This window comes from Dyadobacter sp. SRI_021 (assembly GCF_057586235.1).
In genome coordinates, this window is record NZ_JBYCZM010000001.1 from 606,880 (window position 1) to 630,113 (window position 23,234).

13 protein-coding genes are annotated in these 23,234 nt (G+C 49.0%); 11 read left to right on the forward strand and 2 right to left on the reverse strand.

The annotated features are described in order from the left end of the window. Positions 1-10: 10 nt before the first annotated feature. Complete coding sequence (locus AC2YIT_RS02415) at positions 11-3,217, reverse strand: SusC/RagA family TonB-linked outer membrane protein (RefSeq protein WP_487278127.1); 3,207 nt, start codon at positions 3,215-3,217, stop codon at positions 11-13. Positions 3,218-3,994: 777 nt separating this feature from the next. Here AC2YIT_RS02415 and AC2YIT_RS02420 point away from each other — a divergent pair. The 6 genes from AC2YIT_RS02420 (at position 3,995) to AC2YIT_RS02445 (ending at position 15,834) form a co-directional block, all read left to right on the forward strand. Further along, positions 3,995-7,249, forward strand: coding sequence for a SusC/RagA family TonB-linked outer membrane protein (locus AC2YIT_RS02420; protein WP_487278128.1), 3,255 nt, complete (start codon positions 3,995-3,997; stop codon positions 7,247-7,249). Between the two features lie 5 nt (positions 7,250-7,254). Further along, positions 7,255-8,691, forward strand: a complete 1,437-nt coding sequence (locus tag AC2YIT_RS02425) for a SusD/RagB family nutrient-binding outer membrane lipoprotein (RefSeq protein WP_487278129.1) — start codon at positions 7,255-7,257, stop codon at positions 8,689-8,691. A 206-nt stretch (positions 8,692-8,897) separates the two neighbouring features. After that, entirely contained in the window at positions 8,898-12,116 is a 3,219-nt protein-coding gene (locus AC2YIT_RS02430) for a SusC/RagA family TonB-linked outer membrane protein (protein WP_487278130.1), read from the forward strand. 28 nt (positions 12,117-12,144) lie between these two features. Further along, on the forward strand, positions 12,145-13,593 hold the full coding sequence (locus AC2YIT_RS02435) for a SusD/RagB family nutrient-binding outer membrane lipoprotein (RefSeq protein WP_487278131.1): 1,449 nt from the start codon (positions 12,145-12,147) through the stop codon (positions 13,591-13,593). A gap of 164 nt (positions 13,594-13,757) precedes the next feature. After that, complete coding sequence (locus tag AC2YIT_RS02440) at positions 13,758-15,002, forward strand: pyridoxal phosphate-dependent aminotransferase (protein ID WP_430842792.1); 1,245 nt, start codon at positions 13,758-13,760, stop codon at positions 15,000-15,002. A 43-nt stretch (positions 15,003-15,045) separates the two neighbouring features. After that, on the forward strand, positions 15,046-15,834 hold the full coding sequence (locus AC2YIT_RS02445; RefSeq protein WP_487278132.1) for a queuosine precursor transporter: 789 nt from the start codon (positions 15,046-15,048) through the stop codon (positions 15,832-15,834). 4 nt (positions 15,835-15,838) lie between these two features. On the opposite strand, the gene AC2YIT_RS02450 is transcribed toward AC2YIT_RS02445, so the two are convergent. Beyond that, on the reverse strand, positions 15,839-16,600 hold the full coding sequence (locus tag AC2YIT_RS02450) for a TrmH family RNA methyltransferase (protein ID WP_487278133.1): 762 nt from the start codon (positions 16,598-16,600) through the stop codon (positions 15,839-15,841). Between the two features lie 32 nt (positions 16,601-16,632). On the opposite strand from AC2YIT_RS02450, the gene tamL reads away from it, so the two are divergent. From tamL to AC2YIT_RS02475, 5 genes are all read left to right on the forward strand, one after another. Continuing rightward, on the forward strand, positions 16,633-19,062 hold the full coding sequence (tamL, locus tag AC2YIT_RS02455; RefSeq protein WP_487278134.1) for a translocation and assembly module lipoprotein TamL: 2,430 nt from the start codon (positions 16,633-16,635) through the stop codon (positions 19,060-19,062). 94 nt (positions 19,063-19,156) lie between these two features. Further along, positions 19,157-20,626 carry a tRNA (N6-isopentenyl adenosine(37)-C2)-methylthiotransferase MiaB gene (gene miaB / locus AC2YIT_RS02460; protein ID WP_487278135.1) on the forward strand — a complete coding sequence of 490 codons (1,470 nt, stop codon included), beginning with the start codon at positions 19,157-19,159 and terminating at the stop codon, positions 20,624-20,626. A gap of 75 nt (positions 20,627-20,701) precedes the next feature. Beyond that, positions 20,702-21,997, forward strand: coding sequence for a sigma-54 interaction domain-containing protein (locus tag AC2YIT_RS02465; protein ID WP_487278136.1), 1,296 nt, complete (start codon positions 20,702-20,704; stop codon positions 21,995-21,997). Then, on the forward strand, positions 21,987-22,499 hold the full coding sequence (locus AC2YIT_RS02470; protein WP_430842780.1) for an LptE family protein: 513 nt from the start codon (positions 21,987-21,989) through the stop codon (positions 22,497-22,499). Before AC2YIT_RS02465 ends, AC2YIT_RS02470 begins: the two co-directional genes overlap by 11 nt. A 60-nt stretch (positions 22,500-22,559) precedes the next feature. After that, entirely contained in the window at positions 22,560-23,213 is a 654-nt protein-coding gene (locus AC2YIT_RS02475; RefSeq protein WP_430842778.1) for a hypothetical protein, read from the forward strand. Positions 23,214-23,234 lie beyond the last annotated feature (21 nt).

A 23,234-nucleotide genomic window follows, 5' to 3' on the forward strand; every position in this document is an offset into this window, starting at 1 on the left:
TGAAGCCTAATTAGAATGATAGATTTAACTGAACACCATACGTTGCAGTAGAAGGGCCTGCCGCGAATTCACCATAGAGGTTTTTCAGGCTGGTTCCAAACGTATTGGCTTCCGGGTCAACGACGTGATTGGCCTTAGGTGTCCACAGCACCAGGTTACGGCCAAATACACCCACAGATGCACCTCTTACCGGCAGCTTTGCCAACGCCTTCTTAGGCACTGAATAGGTGAGTGACACGTTTCTCAGTTTGAAGAACGTTTTCGGCAGCACGTGGTTATATTCGTTCGCCGAGGTTGATCCGCCGTAGTAAGTGAACACATCCGCACGGGATACCGGAGTGGTATTAGGTGCATAGCTGTCCTCGCCCACTTTTACAACGGAACCTGGTACAACAAACGGTTCACGGTCGTTATACTGTGTCATATATGCATTTCCGTTGAAGTAATTCAAACGGGCGGTGTAAGAGTAGAACACGCCACCATTACGGTAGTCACCATTCGCGCTGAATTTGAAGCCTTTGTAATCCAGGTAAGTAGATACCCCCAAAGTATAATTCGGATTGATTGAGCCTCTGTATGTTTCTTCGGAACTTACAAGCGGCAATCCGTTTGTCGGGTTCACAATGACGTTTCCGTTTGGATCACGCTGCACATCCGGCGAGTAAATAGCACCCAGCGGCTTGCCTACTACGGCGCGCAGTTTTACATTGTAGCTGCTATTCAGCAGGATATTTCCTGAACCGCCTTCCAGACCGAGTGACTCCACCTCATTCCAGATCTTATTGTAGTTCACTGTTACCCCCCATTCGAGTTTCTCTGTACGAACGGGGATCAGGTTCAATGCCAATTCAACCCCTTTGTTTCGTACGCTACCCAGGTTCACAGTTTGCGTAGTAGCACCTGTTGCAGGTTCGAGAGCAAGGCTGATGATCTGGTTTTTGGTCAGTTTGTTATAGTAACTCAGGTCTAGTCCCACACGTCTTCCGAAGAAACCCAGTTCAAGACCTCCCTCGTATTCGGTCGAAATCTCCGGCTTCAGATTCTGGTTTCCAAGGTTGTTGGAAACTTCATATGCATTCAGACCACCGAATGGGAAGTTGATATTACCAAACCCACCCGCGCGAACAGAGCCCGGCACGTATACGGAATAAACCTGATAAGGGTCTGCGTCGTTACCCGCCGATGCCGCCGCGAAACGCACTTTCACGAAAGGAATCTCCGCCGGCAATTTGAATACATCCGATAACACGGCGCTGATGCTCGCGCTTGGATAGAAGTAGGAGTTTTTACCTTTTGGCAGTGTACTGGTCCAGTCGTTACGTGCACCCACTGTGAGGTACAACCAGTTGTCGAAGCCGAATACAGCCTGACCATAGATACCCACAAGACGCCGTTTGCTCGTGGTAGCGAACGTGGTAGGTGTTATGGAGCTGTTCGAAAGGCTATAAAACCCTGGAAGGTCGAGGTTGGTAACTTTTGCAAAGTTGGTTTGCGCAGTTCTTTCGTTGAGGTTGTGCCCCAAAAATGCCTGTACATCGAAACGCGATCCGAAATTGTGTTTGAAATTAAAGATCAGGTCGCTATTGAACTGACGGTTCTGACGCGCAAGTTGCGACACACCACCGAAAACATCGTTCGCTGTGCTGTTAGGGGCACTATCCGAGATTTTACCGACGTTACCCCAGTCTTTCTGGAATGCATCGGAATAGTCACCACCCACCCGGTATTTCACATCGAGGTTTTTCAGCAGTTGGTAGCCAAATTCGATGTTACCGAAAATCCGGTCCTCGTCGTAATTGTTTCCCTGGTTGTACAATGTCCAGTAAGGGTTCTGTGCGTATGGCGTAAAATAATTATCCAACGTCATGAACTTGTAGTAGGGACTATTAGGATCCAGCAATGCTTTTGAATCCACGATCGAGTGGTCACGAGGGATCTGAATGATCTCCTGCCATACTACTTTACCGCCACCTGCATCGTCGCCCTGGCCGGTCGCAACCACTTTCTGGTTTTTGTGAACGTAGTTAATGTTGGAGTTCACGGAGAATTTATCCAGCTTCAGACCTCCGTTCAGACTCAACGTGTTACGTTTGTAAGAGTCGGCATTGGTAGGAACGACCCCGTCGGCTGTCGCATTGGAATAAGCCACACGATAATTGGCAGTTTCGGTGCCGCCCGATACCGCAATGCTATTGTTCCATTCGTAACCTTTGTCGAAGAAATCTTTCAGGTTGTCTTCCTGCGCCGAGAAAGGTTTCAGCATTTGGGAGTTATCTACCACATTGCCCCAGAGGCGTGTTTTGCCATCAAGTTTAGGCCCCCACGACCCGTTTTCAATGCGGTCGAACAAGCCGCTCCATCCCTGGCCATATGTATTTTGCAGGTGAGGAACGCGCAATACCTGTGATCTCGCAAACGAGGACGAAATGTCAACCTGCGTTTTGCCGGACTTACCTCTTTTGGTGGTGATCAGGATCGCACCGTTAGCCGCGCGGCTACCGTACAACGCGGATGCCGAAATACCTTTCAGTACCGTAACGCTTTCAATCTCGTTAGGGTTGATATCGTTCATCTGGTTACCAAAGTCCATCGAACGGTTGAAATCATCATTGCCATTTTGCGCGTTGGTTGACGAAGTGTTACCGCGGTTGTTCATCGGCACACCGTCGATCACGAACAGCGGCTGGTTATTACCGGTCACAGAGTTGAAACCGCGGATGTTCAGGACGGTCGACGCTCCCGGTGCTCCCGATGCGGTGTTCACAGACAGACCCGGCACACGCGCGTTGAGCGCATCGAGCGGGCTGGTGTTGCGAGCTTCTGTGATGGATGTATTGGCAATGGTAGCGGTACTGTAACCGAGCGACTTACGTTCGCGCGAAATACCGAGTGCAGTTACGACCACCTCGCCGAGTTGCTGGGCATCCGCCACGAGCGTTACGTTAATCGTCGATTTTGAACCGACCACAATGCTCTGGCTAAGATAACCGACAAATGAGAACACAAGCGTTCCGGAAGAGGGGGCTGTAATGGTGTACTTACCGTCGATATCGGAAGTGATACCTCTGGTTGTACCTTTCAGGGTGATGTTTACACCGGGGAGCACGCTTCCGTCGTCGGCGGTCACAACTCCCGATACTTGTTTATCCTGGGCGAACGCCTGCCAGCCAGGAGTCAATAAGCACCCTAAGAATAGAAACAGTAGAGTCTTTCTCATACTAAGGATTTAAAGTTTGTTTAAATAGGATATTAATTGCGTCAAGGTTACAAAACTAATTCTTGTTTCAATCAATTACAATGCCCTCCAAATCAATGCCCAGAATATAATTTGGTACAAACCGGCTTTCATTGTCAGTTTGTTAGCAGGAATAACAAAAACACCTCGATAAACGTATTTGTTAGAACTTCATGCTTTCCGCATATTCGCAATCAAAATTGCAACGCCTTCTCCCTTTTCTTAGATGATTTTCAAACAATTCAAATATTTGCTAAAAGTAGCGTACTGTGGAGGGTGTAGTTTCTGGGCCGCAAATGGCCCATTTCTGGGGCTCAAAAATTTATATTAAGCTACAAACAATATTAAAAAAATGCAAATATTTATCAAAAAACCGTCGATGGCGGGACATTGCTAATCCTTACGCTTTTTCAGAATCACTTTATTTAGATTCATTCTTCAATTTTATTACGTATACAGTCACCGTAATTAAAGCATCCACATTTTCACCATTGGGGATCTTTTCCCCAATAAATGTAAATTCCTCAAAAAAAGACATCTATTGTTAACAATTAGTTAAAATCAAGCCAGTTTTTGAAAATTTCACATATTTGAAAAAATTGCAAAAAATCACGACTTCTGCATAGAAAATTCTCCATATCCCGCAGTCAAGCCAAAGTAAATTTTGAAAATTCGCAATGAAAAGGTTGTACTGGTTAAACTAATAGTTATTTTTGCAACAGTATGTTTACATAACAAACCTAACTTTAAACTTAATTTATGAGGAAGACTTTATGCTCCTTAATGGGTTGCTTGCTGCTATTTCTGACGCAGCTTCACGCCCAGGATCTCGCCGTGACCGGCAAGGTCACCGCCGACGATGGCTCGACACTTCCGGGTGTTAACATTTCTTTGAAAGGTACTACTCGCGGTACCACCACCGACACCCAGGGCCAGTACACAATTTCCACCTCAGCCGGTGCTACGCTTGTTTTCAGTTTTATCGGTTTTCAAACACAGGAAGTGATCGTTGGAAACCAGTCCGTCATCAACGTCACACTTAAAAGTGATGTCAGCCAGCTTCAGGAAGTTGTGGTAACGGCCCTCGGACAAGAGCGTAAGAGAAATGAGCTTGTCTACGCGGCCCAGCAGATCAACAACGAGCAGATCGTACAGGCCCGTAACCCGAACGTCATGAATGCGCTCGCAGGTAAAATCGCCGGTCTTGATATCAAAACGAATAACAACATGGGTGGTTCGACGAGCGCGATCATCCGTGGTTACAAATCCATTACCGGTAACAACCAGGCGCTGTGGGTAATCGACGGTGTACCTGTTACCAATGCCAACAACAACTCCTCCGACCAGCAGACAGGTCGCGCCGGTACCGACTACGGTAATGCTGCTTCCGATATCAACCCGGACAACATCGCGTCTGTGAACGTATTGAAAGGTGCTGCGGCTACCGCACTTTACGGTTCGCGTGCTTCCAACGGGGTAATCCTCGTTACCACCAAGCAAGGTCGTAAAAACAGCTTCGATGTAACTGTGAACAGCGGTGTTACATGGGGCAAGATCGACAAAAGCACTTATGTGAAGTACCAGAAGGAATATGGTGCAGGTTATGGCGGCGACGGAGCGAAAGACCAGTTCTACCGCGGCAACCTCGGCTCAGGTGAGGGCGACATTGCCGTATTCGATGCCGATGCTTCTTTCGGAGCAAAATTTGATCCTAACAGACTGGTGTACCAATGGGATGCGATCGACCCAAGCTCCCCTACCTATGGCAAAATGACTCCATGGGTAGCTGCTAAAAACGGGCCGGATGCATTCTTCGAAACAGCCGTGACATCCAACCAGAGCGTAAGCATCCTGGGTGGTGGCGAAAACACGACATTTAAAGTAGGCTACACGCGCAGCGACGAAAAAGGTGTGCTTCCCAACAGTAAACTGGGGAAAAACCTTTTCAACTTCTCGGCTTCATTTGACCTGACCAAGAAACTGACGATCTCTGCCAATGCCAACTACTCTCAAGTGAAAGGTGTGGGACGTTACGGAACAGGTTATGACGGCAAAAACCCTAACCAGCAGTTCAGACAGTGGTTCCAGACTAACGTTGACCTGCTCGAACAAAAAGCGGCCTATTTCAGAAACAGACAAGATGTAACCTGGAACTGGGGAGATCCAACGGCTCCATTCGAGGATAACGGTCCGATTTACTCGGAAAACCCGTACTTCTCACGTTACGAAAACTTCTCGAATGACTCTCGCGATAACTTCTTCGGTTACGCAGCAGCAGTTTACAAAATCGCTCCATGGGTCGACCTGACTACCCGTTTTGCCTACAACGGAACTCAGGATATGCAGGAAGAGCGCATCGCATTCGGCAGCTCCGACCCTGCACAGTACAAGCGCTATAACAGAGGTTTCAACGAGACCAACCTGGATGTAATTTTCAACTTCCGTAAAGCCATTACGAAGGATATTAACTTCTCCGGTTTGGCAGGTGGAAGCATGCGCCGTTCAACTGAAAACTCGATCCGCGCGCAAACAAACGGCGGTATGGTTGTTCCAGGCCTGTTCTCGCTTTCGAACTCAGCTAACCCGATCGAAGCGCCTACCGAAACATACAGAAGAATCGGTGTGGATGGTCTTTACGCGCAGGCTTCATTTGGCTACAAAGACCTCGTAAACCTTGATCTTACCGCAAGACAGGACAAATCGACGACTTTGGTCAAAGGTCAGAACACGTACTTCTATCCTGCCATTGGTGCCAACTTCAACATTTCCAACCTCGAAGGATTGAAAAGACTCAGCTGGCTGACCATGGCGAAACTGAGCGCCAACTACGCAGAAGTAGGTAACGACGCGCCATGGGGTAGTACCATCGACGTGTATGACAAACCAACCGGACTGGGTAGTATTCCCTATTTCACACTAAGAAATACCAAAAACAATCGCGAGCTGAAACCAGAGAGAACGAAAAACTATGAATTCGGTCTTGAAAGTGCATTCCTGAATGACCGCGTAGGTTTCAACTTTACCTACTATCGTTCATCGACCCTCGATCAGATCCTTCCTGTGTCAATCACTGCGGCAACCGGTTACGCATTCCGTTATGTAAACTCCGGTGAAGTACAGAACAAGGGTATAGAAATCTCTGCATACGTAACGCCGATCAAAGTTCAGGACTTCTCATGGACCCTGAATGTGAACTTTGCAAGAAACCGTAACAAGGTGATCAGCCTTTACGGAGAAGGTGCTACCAGAGTAACCAACGTACAGATCGCGAGTCTTCAGGGAGGTGTTTCGATCAATGCTGCGGAAGGCCAGCCATTTGGCGTGATCCGTGGAACCAACTTCGTATACCACGAAGGAACCGGCCAGAAAGTGGTTAAAACCAACGGTATCTATGCCGCAACCGCCAGCTCTTCAGAAATCATTGGTAACCCCAACCCGGACTGGATCGGTGGCGTAAGCAACACACTGAAATATAAAACATTGTCACTGAGCTTCCTGCTTGATATCCGTCATGGCGGAGATGTGTGGTCGTTGGATCAATGGTATGGCGAAGGAACCGGTCTTTACCCGATCACGGCAGGTCTGAACGAATTGGGTAATCCTAAAAGATCCCCTGTTTCGCAAGGTGGTGGCGTATTGTTCCCGGGTGTGCAAGCCGACGGAACGCCTAACACTATTCGTGCCGCGAACGTAGACGGAAACGGTGCTACCGCATACGGTTACCCTGGCAACCCGCCAAGAGCGATGTACATCTACGATGCGAGCTACATCAAACTGCGAGAAGTCGCACTTACTTACGCACTTCCGCAGGCGATCGTAAGCAAACTGCGTGCATTCAAAGAGATCGACATCTCGTTGATCGGACGTAACCTTTGGATCATTCACAAGAACATGGAGTTCCAGGATCCCGAAGAAGGTCTGGGCTCAGGTTTGCTGAATGGCGCGGGCGGTTACCAAAGCGGTGCTTACCCGGCTGTAAGAAACTATGGTTTCAATGTTAAATTCCGTTTCTAAGCGATATGAAAAAATTAATCATTCTTTTCCTCCCGTTCCTGATGTTGACGGCATGTGTCGACAGCCTGGACGACTATAATGTGGACACCAAGCGTCCGTCTACGGCACCGCCCGTTACCTTCTTCTCGAATGCATTGAAAGGCCTGGCCGATACACTCACCAGCCCGAACGTCAATGTAAATAACTACCGCCTGTACGTTCAACACTGGACAACGACCACTTACCTGGACGAGCCACGTTACAACGTTACGGCACGTATCATCCCGGAATCATTCTGGCGTGGATTGTACAAAGGCGTTATCTCCGATTTGAATGAATCGAGAAGACTCATCAACGCGGACGCCCTTCTGGCACAGGCTACCAAGGACGTGCAGCTTGCACAGATCGAAATTGTAGAAATCATGACCTGGGCTGCATTAGTGAACACTTTCGGTAACATCCCTTATTCCGAGGCGATGAACCCGGAAAACCCGCTGCCTAAGTACGATGATGCGAAGACAATATACGACGCACTCCTGGTTCGACTGGATGCAGCCCTGCCAAAACTGGAGTCAAAAGGAACACCCTTCAGCGGCGGCGACCTGCTTTACAAAGGGAATATCCCGCAATGGGTGAAATTCGGTAACTCACTGAAACTGAAATTGGCGATGATCATCGCTGACAGCGACCCTGACAAAGCGAAAAAAATGGTAACCGAAGCGGCGCCGAAAGTATTTACCAGCAATGCTGACAAGGCGGCCTTCCCTTATATTTCGACACCGCCGAACTATAACCCGATCGCCCAGAACATGAACTCGCTTTACACGAGCCGTCAGGATTTCATACCTTCGGCAACCATCGTGACCCCAATGAACGAGTTGAATGATCCAAGAAGGCCTTTCTTCTTCACAACCATCAACGATAAATACGTAGGTGGACAATACGGTTTTTTGAATACCTATTCTGCCTTCTCACACGTGAGTGACAAGATCATCGATCCTGCCTTTGAAGGTCTGTTGCTAGACTACTCGGAAGTGGAGTTCCTGCTTGCGGAAGCTGTTGAAAGAGGTTTCATTACCGGTTCAGCTGCGGACCACTATAACAAGGCTGTTACAGCGTCGATTACCTACTGGGGCGGTACTGCGGCGGAAGCTGCGGCATACCTGGCACAACCCAAAGTTGCCTACGCCACAGCTGCTCCGACCTGGAAAGAAAAAATCGGCTTCCAGAAATGGATTGCCCTTTATAACAGAGGCTGGGAATCGTGGGTTGAGTGGAGAAGACTTGATTACCCTAAACTATCCCCTCCGTCAGGCGGAAACGTACCGGCTGGTCTGGCAATCCCAGTACGTATGATATACCCAATCGTAGAGCAAACCCTCAACGGTGCGAACCGCGAAGCAGCGGCAAGCGCGATCGGTGGCGACCTCGCTTCGACCAAATTGTGGTGGGATAAATTCTGATATCCAAACCAAGGATATGCAGAGAGGCGGGCTTCGGTCCGCCTCTCTTTTTTTTGTGATAATCACAATCCGTTCGAAGATAGTATACCGATTAAAAACCCAACCCCGCCGGACGCTGGATGCATTCCCGAAATGCGCTTTTGATCATTGTAAATTCAGAGTCATAAGGTTTTTCGAAAGCCCTTCCACCTACAAACCTGACTTTGATGAAATCACTGCTACTCATGATCGGAGCCGGTATACTCGTGCTCTTTCTCACCACAGCCCATGCGCAAACGCGCGAACTGACCGGCAAGGTTACAGCCGAAGACGGATCAGCGCTACCCGGTGTCAATATCTCGTTGAAGAATACGACAAAAGGCACTATCACGGATGACAAAGGCCAATACGTTATCGCGGCCGAACCAGGCTCTATCCTCGTATTCAGTTTTATCGGTTTCAAAAGCAAGGAAGCGCCAGTCGGAAACCAGACAAGGCTGGACATTATCCTGACCAACGATGAAACACAACTTCAGGAAATAGTCGTCACCTCACTCGGCATTGCCCGCGAAAAGAAAGCGCTAGGTTATGCCGTACAGGAAATCAAGGCCGACAAACTCACGCTCGCCCGTGACCCGAATATTAGCAATGCACTCGCCGGTAAAATTGCGGGTGTGCAGGTGCTGGGCCAGTCGGCGGCTAAATTTGGCACACCCAGCATTCGAATCCGGGGGATCAACTCACTGACCGGCAGCGACCCGCTTTACGTGGTAGATGGAACGCCGACAGATATCAGCATGGTAAACATGGATGATGTGGAGTCGCTAACTGTTTTGAAAGGTCCCTCTGCCACAGCACTATATGGCAATCGCGCGTCCGCAGGCGTGGTGGTAGTCACTACTAAAAGAGGAAAGTCAGGTGAAACTTCTTTGACCCTCAATCATAGTATGACCGTCGATCAGGTATCGCTACTACCCAAATATCAGAATGAATACGGCGGTGGTTACTCCCAGGAATGGGAAACGTTCAAATTTGATCCTAAAATACATCCGGCCGCTTGGGCTTCGTACGAGGGCCAGCGTATTCTGGATTATTCGGCAGATGAAAGCTGGGGACCGAAACTGGATGGGTCCATGCACCGTTCGGCATTCTCATGGCAACCGGGAGAAGGTTTTGGAAAAGAAACGCCCTACGTCGCGCACCCGAACAATGTCCGTGATTTCTTCGAAAAGCCTTTGAGCTACAATTCAAATATCGCGTTTTCCAAAGCAGGTGACGGCTACTCTTCCCGTATTTCCTACACACATATTGTCAATAACGGCATCGTCCCGAACAGCCGGCAGATCCGCGACTACATCAGCGCAAAAACGGCCGTCACCTTTGCCAAAAGGCTTACGGCAGAACTGAATGTAAGTTACACGGGGACTAAAACAGACAATACGCCCGCCGACCGCTATGGCAGCTCGGGTGGTACCGGCCCGGGAACGAACCTTTTCAATACCAGTAATTCCACATTGAACGGCTACAACCAGACCACCGGCTCATTTAACCAATGGTTTCAGCGACAGTTGGATATCAAGGACCTGAAAAACTACAAAAACCCCGATGGTACTTTCCGAAGCTGGAACATTGGAAGCCCTACGGATGCACGGCCAAAATATTGGGATAGCCCCTACACACAGGTATACGAGAACACCAACGTCAACCGTCAGCAGCGCATTTTCGGTGACGCAGGGCTCATTTATCAGGTTACCGACTATTTGAAAATCACCGGCAAATTCCGCCGCGATTACGGGACCTACTTCATGGACGGGCGTGTCGCGTCCGGAACTTTAAACGCCGGGGGATTGGGCGCATATGCTTACCTGAGCGGAGCAATCCTCGAAAACAATTATGAGAGCATTGCGAGCTTCAACAAGGAAATCCACAAGATATCGATACTTGTGAATGCCGGTGGTAACATACGCTACAACCGCACCGAAGGGACACTCCAAGGTACCGCCGGGGGGCTTACTACACCTGGCTACTACAATATAGCCGCATCAAAAGATAGGCCGGTAACGGCAAACTACTTGTTCGAAAGAAAGACAAACAGCTTGTTCGCTAACGCTAGTCTCGGATATGGAGATTTTCTGTTTATCGAAGGTTCGATACGAAACGATTGGTCCTCTACACTCCCACCATCCAACAACTCCTACCTGTACCCGTCCGTCTCCACAAGTCTGGTATTTTCTGAATTTATTCCAAACAATGGGATATTATCATTCGGCAAACTGAGAGCCGGCTATGCACAAGTTGGCACAGACCTTGGAGCTTACCAAACGGCCCTGAGTTATAGTGTAGGCGTCCCGTATGGCACTAGCCCCGTAATGACACTCCCCAACACGCTGCCTAATTCAGTTCTGAAACCTGGTATGTCATCCTCCTATGAAGGCGGAATCGATCTTCAATTTTTCGGAAACCGTATCGGGTTCGAATTCACGGCGTACAAGAACAACAACAGTAACCAGATCATACCATTAGCGGTAGCATCTACAAGCGGTTACAACAACGCCGTCGTCAATGCGGGCTTAATTACTACCAAAGGGCTTGAACTCCACCTCTCAGCCCAGCCGGTTAAGACCGAGGCATTCACCTGGGAGCTGGACATCAATGCCGACCGCAACCAGTCCAAGGTGGTCGAGCTGACAGAACAAAGTAACAATTACCGTATTGATGGCCCGCAATGGCGAGCACTTACGCTTAATGCACGCGTGAAAGAGGATTGGGGAATGTTAGAAGGCGTGGGTATTAAAAAGGATGCAAATGGCAGGAAGATTGTCTACGCTCCTACCCCTGAAAATATCAAAGCGGGAAAAGCGGGTTTGTATATAAAAGAGAATAATGTCAATCTCGGCAATGTACTACCCAAGTTCAAAGGCGGAATGATCAATGCATTTCAATACAAAGGCTTGACATTGCAGGCCAGCACGGATTTCGTCGTAGGCGGAAAGTTCTTCTCCGTAACCCGAATGTTCAATGCAGGATCGGGCCTGGCAGCGGAAACTGCCGGCAATAATGAGTTAGGTAACCCAAAACGCGATGATCCCGATAAAGGTGGTGGCGTGCTGCTGGATGCAGTTACAGAAGATGGCCAACCAAACACGTACCGCGTAGACACTCAAAACCTGTACGAAAACTGGCTTTTTGCGCTCAACGAGCAATGGATTTACGACAAAACCTACGTAAAACTCCGGGAGGTATCGCTGGGCTACAAAATCCCAAAAAGATATTTGGGTAAATATCTTAAGTCCGCAAGTGTATCGCTGATCGGACGCAACTTACTGCTCATTTACAGCGCCATCGGCGGCGGGATCGACATTTCAGAAACTGAAACGCTTTGGTATGAAGGCGGACAATTACCTCCTGTAAGATCCATAGGCGCGACGCTTAAAGTCGGTTTTTAGATACACATCCACCTCAATTCGCATCATCATGAAAAAATACTGGCAATCAGCTGTCCTGGCACTCCTCCTGCTTACAATAGCACCGGGATGCAGCGACTTTGGAGATATCAATGTTAACCCTAACAATCCGTCCACGCCGAGCACAGCGGGCCTGCTCACAGGCGCGCTGCGCAATGTGGGCACTATCAATGCACAAGTTGGCCCGGGCGGGGCGAACATCGTCCCCGCGATGTATGTGCAGCAATTCGGAGATGTGATTTACATTGAGGATTCGAAATACAAGACGATCAATTTCAATTACAATGGCTGGTACGCCGGTCCACTGATTAACCTGCAACATATCATCGAGCTTAATACCGATGAAAAAACCAGGGTTAATGCATCCACATTTGGCTCCAATGCCAATCAAATCGCGATTGCACGAATCCTTAAAGCCTACTTTTTCCAATGGATCACCGACCGGTGGGGCGATATTCCTTATTCAGAGGCATTAAAAGGCGATGCGGATTTCACACCAGCATTCGATAAACAGGAAGCCATCTACACAGACCTGTTCAAGGAATGGAAAGAGGCCGCCGCGCAATTCGACGAAGGTAAAGCAGTTCAGGGTGATATTCCTTTGGGCGGGAATACCTCCAAGTGGAAGAAGTTCGCCAATTCACTCCGCCTTATCGCCGCATTGCGACTTTCGAAGGTCAAGCCGGATTTAGGTAAAAAGGAGTTTCAGGCAGCATTGGACGACGGAGTTATTAGCTCCGCGGCCGACAATGTTCAATACAAATTTCTCGCAGAATCGACCAATGAAAATCCTATTTACACCAACTATGTGGTGAGTAATAGAAAGGACTATGCGCTCAGTGACGTGCTTGTCAACTATTTAAAGAAAACAGCAGACCCCAGGCTTCCCTATCTGGCTGCCAAAAACATCTCTGGTGAATACGTCGGTGTCCCCTATGCTATCGGAGGGGCGAAGGCACAAGATTTGTCATTAATTGGCCCCGCGCTTTCACAGCAAAATTCGGCGGTAAACATCATTACTTACGCACAAATGCTTTTCGCGCAAGCCGAGGCTGCTGCATTGGGCTGGACCAACGGGAACGCGAAAGCACTCTATGAATCAGCCGTTGAGGCTTCGTTACAGCAATGGATGGGCACTAACTACACTGAAAGTGCTTTTAAAACCTACCTCGCGCAGCCTGACGTGGCGTATTCAGCCAACATGGCTATCGAACGCATCAGCACGCAGCGGTGGATCGCGCTCTTTTTTCAAGGCACCGAGGCTTGGTCGGAGTGGCGGCGAACAGGGTTTCCCGTACTGAAACCAGCCGCAAGCACCCTTAATGGCGGTACCGAAATCCCTCGTCGGCTTGCTTATCCTGTAACTGAAAACACGCTCAATCACGATAATTACCAGGCCGTTATAAGCAGCCAGGGCAAAGACGACCACTACACAAGAGTATGGTGGGACAAACCTTGACCAAGATAAATTACAAGTTTCCCAATAGTACATTTTCAGCCACGTGCTTCACGTGGCTGAACTTTTTTAGCAAAAAATCCACACAAAGTCTTCAAAACAGTGCCATTGTAGCATTGCGTCATTTGATTTTCTTTAACTTTGAGGGTTATCCAACTCTTGAAAAAATGGAATTTCTAAAAAGCGACCGCCTGAATCATCTGAAATACGAGATCCGCGGTGCTACCTACCAAAAAGCGTTAGAGCTTGAAAGTCAGGGCTACAAAATCCATAACCTGAACATCGGTAACCCCGCACCGTTCGGTTTCGATTCGCCCGACGAGATCGTCCACGACATTATCATGAACATCCGCAATGCGCAAGGCTATTCGGATTCTCGTGGCTTGTTCGCGGCGCGTAAGGCGATCATGCATTATACGCAGACAATTGGTATTCAAGATGTTGAAATCAACGACATTTTCATCGGAAATGGTGTCAGCGAACTGATCCTGCTTTCGATGCAGGCATTACTCAATCCTGGCGACGAAATATTGGTCCCTTCTCCGGATTATCCATTGTGGACGGCCGCGATCTCGCTCAGCGGTGGCACACCGGTACATTATATATGTGATGAAGAAGCCGATTGGAACCCGGATCTGGACGATTTGGAAAAGAAAATCACTTCACGTACCAAAGGTATTGTGATCATCAACCCCAACAATCCGACGGGTGCTGTTTATGACAAGGAAGTGCTCGCACGCATTGCACGGATTGCGGAAGAGCACGGTCTGATCGTTTTCTCCGATGAGATTTACGATAAGATCCTTTACGACGGAGCGGTGCACCATCCGATGGGCTCGTTTGTAAACGATACGCTTTGTGTGTCTTACGGCGGTTTGTCGAAAAACTACCGCTCGGCTGGCTTCCGCGGTGGGTGGATGATCCTCAGCGGCGCTAAGCAAAAAGCCAAATCTTACGCGGAAGGCCTGCTACTCCTCGCAAGCATGCGCCTGTGCGCGAATGTACCCACGCAATACGCGATCCAGACGGCATTGGGCGGTTACCAGAGTATCAAGGAACACGTGGTACCGACGGGCCGGTTGTACAAGCAAATGAATCTCGTCTATGACAGACTGACTTCTATACCGGGTATTACTTGCGTGAAACCCAAAGGTTCATTGTACGTTTTCCCTAAAATCGACCTGAAAAAATTCGGTTTTAAGACGGACGACCAGTTCGTGTACGAGCTGCTTTCCGACCAGAAAGTGCTGGTAGTGGCTGGTACGGGTTTCAATTATCACCTCGATCCGCATTTCCGCATTGTATTCCTGCCGACCATCGACGAGCTGAACCAGGCAATGGACAAGCTGGAATTTTTCCTGACCAACCGCCGCGTAATGTCGACGCGTACCGTTGAAGACATTATCGCATAAGTAATTATTAACCCGAACCTCCACTGATAGTATATATCGCCCGATGACCTTATCCGACAGAACTATTCAGGAGGCCAAACGCCAACGGTTATTCCTCCTCCTTTGCGGTATCTTTCTCACCAACGCGCTTATTGCGGAAATCATCGGCGGTAAAATATTTTCAGTGGAGACACTTTTAGGCATTGCCCCGGCTCAGTTGCCGATCGGCGGTCAGAAGCTGGATTTCAACATGACGGCGGGGGTGATCAGCTGGCCAATCGTCTTCATCACGTCTGATATTATCAACGAGTATTTCGGTCGAAAAGGCGTCAAAAGAATCTCTTATGTCACCTCCGCGCTGATCGTCTACACGTTCCTGATTATTTACGTGGCGACCAAGGTGCCGCCAGCTCAGTTCTGGCTAGACCTCAACAACACCGACAGCCACGGCAACACATTCAATATCAACGACGCATTCTCTAAAATTTTCAACCAGGGCCTGGGCATCATGATCGGCTCGATCACAGCCTTTTTATTGGGGCAGTTGCTTGATATACTCATATTCTCCTGGCTTCGCCGCAAGACCGGCGGCCGTTTCATCTGGCTACGCGCCACCGGCTCTACCATGTTCTCACAGCTAATCGACAGCTTCGTCGTGATCGGGATTGCGTTTTATGTTTTTGGGAACTGGGATTTGAAACTCGTCTTTTCCGTAGGCACCATCAACTACCTTTACAAAGGCATGGTGGCAATCCTATTGACGCCGCTTTTGTACATAGCGCATTATTTTATTGACAATTATCTCGGCAAGGAGTATGCGGAAGAACTTTCGCATCACGCCGCGCACGAGTAACGGCTTAAAGCGGTACCTGTCTCCTCATATTGTCCAGCATTACGGCAGTTGCGATACCGACATTCAATGACTCGGCCTCTCCGAAGCGCGGTATCATGATCTTGTTGGTCACGAATCGCTCGACCTGCTCACTAATCCCATTGGATTCATTGCCCATGACAATGATTCCTCCGTTGGCGGGATATTCAAAATCATACAGCGAACTTCCTCCGAGAAATGCGCCGATCACCTGCTGTCTTACATCTTTCACCTTTTCAAAATACTGGGTCAGATCGGTGTAATAGAGCTTTACGCGTGTAAACGATCCTTTGGCTGCGGCAATCACTTTGGGATTGTAAACATCGGTCGTATCGCGCGAGCAGACGACCTTGGTAATGCCGTACCAGTCGGCGACGCGGATTATGGTGCCCAGGTTGCCCGGATCGCGCACGTCGTCGAGCACGAGCATATATTCTCCCCGCGCGAGAGACAAGAACGCATTTTCCTTCGTTTTAGCCACAGCAAGGCACGAATCGTTGGTTTGAAACGATCCCAGCCCTTCCAGTTCCTGCGCAGTAACCGTTTCGAGGATTACGTTATGGCGGGTTAAAATACTTGAGTATTTTTGCTGAAATTCCTGTGTTACCAGTACAAACTCGATCTCAAAGTCGGAATCCAGTAATTCCAGTACACTTTTGGCACCTTCTATCACAAAGGCCTCGTGGAGCTGCCGGTACTTTTTGATTTTAAGCGAGTTAATATACTTGATACGATTTTTTGACAACATTGAATATTAATTGTAGGACGATATACGGCTGGTTGATTTTCCTGATTCTAACGGGACTGTTTTCCTGCGCACCCAAACCCACTTCCAAAGGTTACTTGCTTGGCAACTCCTCCATCAAGGGCAATCGCGTGATCGGCGATTCGGAACTGGATGCATTGATCCCGCAAAAACCAAACCGAAGGTTGCTCGGCTTTCCTATATTTCCTTACGTTGGCCTTTACCGGTTTGGCGAGTTGTTTTACAACCGCGAGGAAAAGCAGCGCAGGGTGATCGAGGTAACGCAAAATTACCAGAAAGAATCCCAGGAACACGCAGATTCCCCTCGAAAGCTTGAAAGAATCAACACCAGATATGCCAAAAAACTCGAAAAAGCACAAATACGAGCTACACAGGGCAACTTCTGGATGCGGGTACTGGGTGAAGCGCCGGTGTATTATAGCCAGGCTGACGTGGCACTGAATGCCGAAAAAATGCAGAAATATCTGTATAACAACGGCTTTTTCGATGCAAAAGTGACCTTTGACCCCGATACAATTTTTAAGAGAATCCGGGTCAATTACCTCGTGACCGAAAACCGGGCGACGATGATTCGCAATATTCATTATCAGATTAGCGATGAGCTGGCCGACAGCCTGATCAGGGCCGACTTGAAGAATGCCGCATTGCTACCCCACAAGCGCTATGACGGCGACGCGTTCGAAGAAGAACGTATACGCATCGAGACGCTGCTTCGAAACGAAGGTTATATGGGCTTTTCGCGGCAAAACGTGAGTTATATCGTCAACGATACGATCACTAACCGGCCGACTGATAGCCTTTTCAAATCGGTGGATGTGCGGGTGAGAGTGGATATGCCTGCACCCGCCAACAAGCGTTACTCGGTCAGTTCGGTCAATTTTGAGGTACTCCCCCCTTCCGGTGTGCCGGATTCGATTTTCAGGAAGGATACCAGCATGTTTGAGGGGATCAAATATGTGTTTTCAGACAAAAAATTCTCGCGGAAAGCGCTCGATACCAAAATGCAGGTGCGCCCGCACACCTGGTACAGCCAAAAACGGGAACGCGATACCCAACAACAATTGTCGCTGACCGACCAATTCCGGTTTGTCAACTACAATTATACGCTCGATTCGACCGGACGGGGCATTAACAGCTATTTCAAAGCGATCCCGCTCGATAAATACCAGATTTCTACTGACCTCGGTCTTAATGTAATTCAGTTACAAGGAACACCCGGGCCCTTTGCGAACCTGTCTTACAAAATCCGGAATGTTTTCAATGGCATGGAAAACTTTGAAGCCAACATCCGGGGAGGCATTGAACTCGTGCCGAACTTTGTCGGAAACCAGGAGATCTATAAGAGCGAAGAAGTTGCAGTTAGTACCTCGCTTACATTCCCGCGGCTGCTTACCCCACAGAATTTATTTAAAAGGCAAACTGCGAACAACAACCCGCGGACCCAGCTATCATTAGGTTACAACTATGTAAACCGGCCAGAATATACCCGTACAAATGTTAAGATTAACACCAACTATTCCTGGCAGCCTACCCGGACGACACTCATAAATGTCTCTCTCGTAGACCTCAACATCATTAACAACACTTATCTCCGCGACGACTTCCGCATTCTTCTGGACACGCTGCAGCTCCGAGGTAACAACCTTATTTACAGTTTCAAATCTGCATTCGTATCTGATTTAAATGCCAATTTTGTCTACAACACGAACACGCTCATGGGACCGCAAAAGAAGGCCCATTACTTTCGGATTGCAGTAGAATCGGGGGGCACGACGCTGAACTTCCTGCCCCGGCAGCGCGATGTGATCAAAAACGTATTTGGCGACAGTCTTCAATTTTATAAATACATCCGTTGGAATGCCGACTATCGTCGTTACTGGCCCGCCGGAAGAAAATCTGCATTTGTTGCCCGGGTGAATACGGGCGCTATTTACAGCTATGGCGATTATAAAGTCCCCCCATATGAGAAATATTTCTTCGCGGGCGGTTCCAACAGCGTCCGCGCGTGGTTGCCGAGGAGGCTCGGGCCAGGTTCAGCCAAGCCGGTTACATATAATAACTTGTCGATCGAATCCCCTGGCGAGTTCCTGTTGGAAGGCAACCTCGAATGGCGGGGATTTCTGGCCAAATTCCTGGGTGATATCAATTATGCATTGTTCATAGACGCTGGGAACGTATGGAGGCTGGGCAGCAATGCCACCAGCGACGATCAGAAGTTCAAAGCCGATAAACTTCTGCGTGAGATCGCAGTGGGGACCGGGTTCGGGATCCGCTATGACCTATCATTTTTCATTCTCCGCTTCGATTTCGGGGTGAAAGTCTATGATCCGTCGCAGGACCGCGGAGAACGCTTCGTGCTGGATGACCTGAAATTTAAACGCCTTTTCAGGCGCACAGAGGCCAATTCACTGAATATCAATCTCGGCGTAGGCTACCCGTTCTGATCAAGCTCTGGCCATTGCGGACGTATGACAGTTTGTCAGTTTTCTTCCAAATTTTCCTATATTTGTGGTTTGAGCGTTTAAGAATTTCCTTCTCATGGAGCATAGAATTGCAGATTCACTAAAAATATTGACAGAGGCGGACAAGGAAGCCTGTGAAACAGTGCGGGTTTCGGAAAACGAACCGCTTTCAGGAAAGAAAAGACTATTTATTGAAAGCTACGGCTGCCAGATGAACTTCTCGGACAGTGAAATCGTGGCTTCGGTCATGCGTGACGCAGGTTTCGCAACAACTTCGGATGTAAATGATGCGGACCTGATTTTTCTCAACACCTGCGCCATCCGCGACAATGCAGAACAAAAGGTGCGGAATCGCCTGAAACAGCTCAATTTTATCAAGAAGAATAAGCCCGGCATGCTGATCGGCGTATTAGGCTGTATGGCCGAACGCCTTAAAACCAAATTCCTGGAAGAGGAAAAAATGGTCGATATCGTAACCGGGCCGGATGCATACCGCGATTTACCCCGACTGGTGGATGAAGCAGAAACCGGCCAAAAAGGCGTCAATGTATTCCTTTCGAGAGAAGAGACTTACGCTGACATATCGCCTATACGACTGAATTCCAATGGTGTAACCGCATTCATTTCGATCATGCGCGGCTGCGACAATATGTGCAGCTTCTGCGTCGTGCCTTTCACACGCGGACGCGAGCGCAGCCGTGACCCGTACTCGATCGTGAAGGAGGCAGAAGGCCTGTTCCGCGACGGCTACCGCGAGGTAACGCTGCTCGGACAGAATGTCGACAGCTACAAATGGAAACCCGAGGTGAATACTGAAGGTGAAATTTCCGGTGAAATGGTCGTCAACTTCGCAAACCTGCTCGAAATGGTAGCCAAGGTAAGCCCTGAACTCCGCATCCGTTTCAGCACATCGCATCCGAAAGACATTACCGATGAGGTGTTGTATACCATGAAAAAGTATGACAACATCTGCAAATACATTCACCTGCCTGCGCAGAGCGGGAATACGCGCGTGCTGGAACTGATGAACCGCACCTATACCCGCGAATGGTACATGGAGCGCATTGACGCTATCCGCCACATTCTCGGTGATGATTGCGGGATTTCGCACGATATGATCGCAGGTTTCTGCACCGAAACCGAAGAAGAGCACCAGGATTCACTTTCACTACTGACTTACGCCAACTTCGACTTCGGCTATATGTTTGCCTATTCGGAACGACCGGGAACATTGGCGGCGAAAAAATTCAAGGACGATATCCCCGAGGATGTCAAGAAAAGAAGGCTTTCAGAAATCATCGAAGTGCAGCGCGCTATCTCATTGGAACGCAACCAGCGGCTGGTAGGTACCGTACAGCGCGTGCTGATCGAAGGTCCTTCTAAAAAATCGGAGAACGACCTCAGCGGTCGGAACGACCAGAATAAAATGGTGGTATTCCCTCGCGAAAACTTTGAAAAGGGCCAATATGTCAACGTGCTGATCACCGAATGCACCGCCGCCACCCTTCTGGGACGTGTGTTGCAGCCCGAGCCCGTATTGGGATAATGGCCCGACTTATTCTTTGAGACCGTTTTGACCTTTAACTAAGGCTTCCGGCTGCCGGAAGCCGTCAGATACTTCATGGATTCATCGGAAATACAAGCAATAAAGAACCGCTTTGGGATCATCGGCAACTCGTCGGGGCTGAACCACGCGATCAATGTGGCCGTGCAGGTCGCAGCGACGGACCTCACGGTTTTGATCACCGGTGAAAGCGGCAGCGGAAAAGAATCATTTTCCAAAATCATCCATAGCCTCAGCGCACGCAAGCATGGGCCGTTTATCGCCATCAACTGCGGCGCAATCCCCGAAGGAACGATCGATTCAGAACTGTTCGGGCATGAAAAAGGCGCATTTACCGGCGCATTGGATGCCAGAAAAGGATATTTTGAAACGACCAACAGCGGGACGATTTTCCTTGATGAAGTAGGCGAAATGCCGCTTGGCACACAGGCAAGACTACTTCGTGTCTTGGAAAACGGAGAATACATCCGCGTAGGCTCGTCCAAAGTTTTGAAGACAAATGTCCGTGTAGTTGCGGCCACCAATGTCAATTTGCTCGATGCAGTCAACAATGGGAAATTCCGGGAAGATTTATATTACCGTTTGAACACGGTCCCCATTTACGTACCGCCTTTACGTGACCGGGGCGAGGATATTCTGTTGCTTTTCAGGAAGTTTACCAATGACTTCTCCGAGCGATACCGTACCAAACCTGTAAGACTCGATAACCAAGCACGTGACCTTCTGCTTCAATATACCTTCCCCGGGAACATCCGCCAGTTGAAAAACATCGCGGAGCAGATTACGATTCTGGAGACCGATAAAGAGCTGCCGATCAGCATTGAAACACTTAACCACTATCTGAACCCCGTGCAGCCGTCGAGCCGCAAGGCACTGGTTCCGCTGCGTTCCGGCGATGGTGATGGCACATCGTTTTCGGAAAGAGAACTTCTATACAAAGTACTTTTCGATATGCGGCGTGACATGACGGAACTGAAAAAGCTCGTCAGAAATGTGCTTGAAAATGAAAAATATGGCGGTGAAATCCTGAAAGACCATCAGGAGCTGTTCAGTTCCCTGAACAATACCGACCCCATTATCACCACGCCCACCATCGAACCGGCCCGCCTGCTATCGCCGCCGCCTTCACGCACGGTGGACCTCGACCGCTACTCCGACGAGCGCGACGAGATCGAGGACGTGATGCACGTCACCGCCGAGGAAGAATCGCTCTCTCTGGAAGACAAGGAGAAAGAAATGATCATCAAGGCGCTTCGCAAAAACAATAACAAGCGAAAATACGCAGCTAACGCATTGGGCATTTCCGAGCGTACGTTATACAGGAAGATCAAACAATACGACATTGAAGAATAAAGTTAAGATATGGGCTCTGGTCTTTATGATTTGCCCGGTTTTCATGTCTGGATGTGGGGTGTATTCATTTACAGGGACCAATCTTTCTCCCGACATCAAGACATTCAGCGTGTTGAACTTCACCATGGGGACCGCCGGTGGACCTAGCGATTTGCCACAGCGACTGACGGAAGATTTGAAAGAATATTTCCAGAGAAACACCAGCCTCATAAGCCAACCTGGCGGCGGCGACCTGGTACTGGAAGGTTCCATTACCGGCTATGACGTGACTCCCGCGGCACCGACAGCAAATGACCAGGCAGGCCTGAACCGGCTAAACGTGACTGTGCAAGTGCGTTATACCAACGCGAAGGACGAGACCAAGAACTTTGATCAGTCGTTTACGTATTATGCAGATTTTCCTCAGGATCAGACACTTAATCAAAACGAAGCGCGATTACTGCCGACCATTCGTGAAAACCTTGTGCAGCAGATCTTTAATAAATCGGCAGCCGACTGGTAGGAAAAGCCTTGCCGCAACTTTCAATTTCAACAACTCAATTTTTTCAATACAACCCGGAATATGGCGCTCATCGATAAGGAAACATTTGATCAACTGGTGAAAAACCCAGGCTTGATTACGGCAGATGTGATCCCGCAGCTGGAAGCCACGATCAAGGCATTTCCGTATTGCCAGATCCCCTACTCGATGCTCGCCAAGGCATCGAGCCTCGCCGGTACCGAAAAGCTGGAAGAAACCCGCCCCCGCGCCGCCGCCTACGCACTCAGCCGCGTGGCCTTGCAGCAACTCGTGGAGAGCGACAATGAGCGCTATGACGCTACTGTGGACGTTGACGACATTCTTGAACCCCAGGTAACGCCCGAACCACTCGATAGCGACGACATTTTAATTAGTACTGTTGAGCAGCAGGCTTCTGCCGAATTGCAGCGCACCGAAGAGCAGCGCCGCCAGCAGCAGATCATCCAGGGTTTCATGAAAAAGAATCCGCGCATTACCCGCCAGGACAACAATCTGGAACCTATCAATATAGATCTCAGCAGCCGGTTAGCCGGTGGAACAGAAGGAAGCATTGAAACCGAAGCGTTTGCCAACATCCTCATCCGGCAGGGCAAAATTGAAAGGGCAATAGATGTCTATCAAAAATTGATTTTGAAAAAACCGGAAAAAAGGAATTACTTTGCGAAAAAATTGAGTGAATTATACGCCCGGTCTTAGTGAGTTCAAAGTCATTAGGTC

Bases quoted from the DNA above. Each gene is read 5' to 3' on its own strand.
- AC2YIT_RS02415 (WP_487278127.1), bottom strand. From the start codon at position 3,217: ATGAGAAAGACTCTACTGTTTCTATTCTTAGGGTGCTTATTGACTCCT.
- AC2YIT_RS02420 (WP_487278128.1), top strand. From the start codon at position 3,995: ATGAGGAAGACTTTATGCTCCTTAATGGGTTGCTTGCTGCTATTTCTG.
- AC2YIT_RS02425 (WP_487278129.1), top strand. From the start codon at position 7,255: ATGAAAAAATTAATCATTCTTTTCCTCCCGTTCCTGATGTTGACGGCA.
- AC2YIT_RS02430 (WP_487278130.1), top strand. From the start codon at position 8,898: ATGAAATCACTGCTACTCATGATCGGAGCCGGTATACTCGTGCTCTTT.
- AC2YIT_RS02435 (WP_487278131.1), top strand. From the start codon at position 12,145: ATGAAAAAATACTGGCAATCAGCTGTCCTGGCACTCCTCCTGCTTACA.
- AC2YIT_RS02440 (WP_430842792.1), top strand. From the start codon at position 13,758: ATGGAATTTCTAAAAAGCGACCGCCTGAATCATCTGAAATACGAGATC.
- AC2YIT_RS02445 (WP_487278132.1), top strand. From the start codon at position 15,046: ATGACCTTATCCGACAGAACTATTCAGGAGGCCAAACGCCAACGGTTA.
- AC2YIT_RS02450 (WP_487278133.1), bottom strand. From the start codon at position 16,600: ATGTTGTCAAAAAATCGTATCAAGTATATTAACTCGCTTAAAATCAAA.
- miaB (WP_487278135.1), top strand. From the start codon at position 19,157: ATGGAGCATAGAATTGCAGATTCACTAAAAATATTGACAGAGGCGGAC.
- AC2YIT_RS02465 (WP_487278136.1), top strand. From the start codon at position 20,702: ATGGATTCATCGGAAATACAAGCAATAAAGAACCGCTTTGGGATCATC.
- AC2YIT_RS02475 (WP_430842778.1), top strand. From the start codon at position 22,560: ATGGCGCTCATCGATAAGGAAACATTTGATCAACTGGTGAAAAACCCA.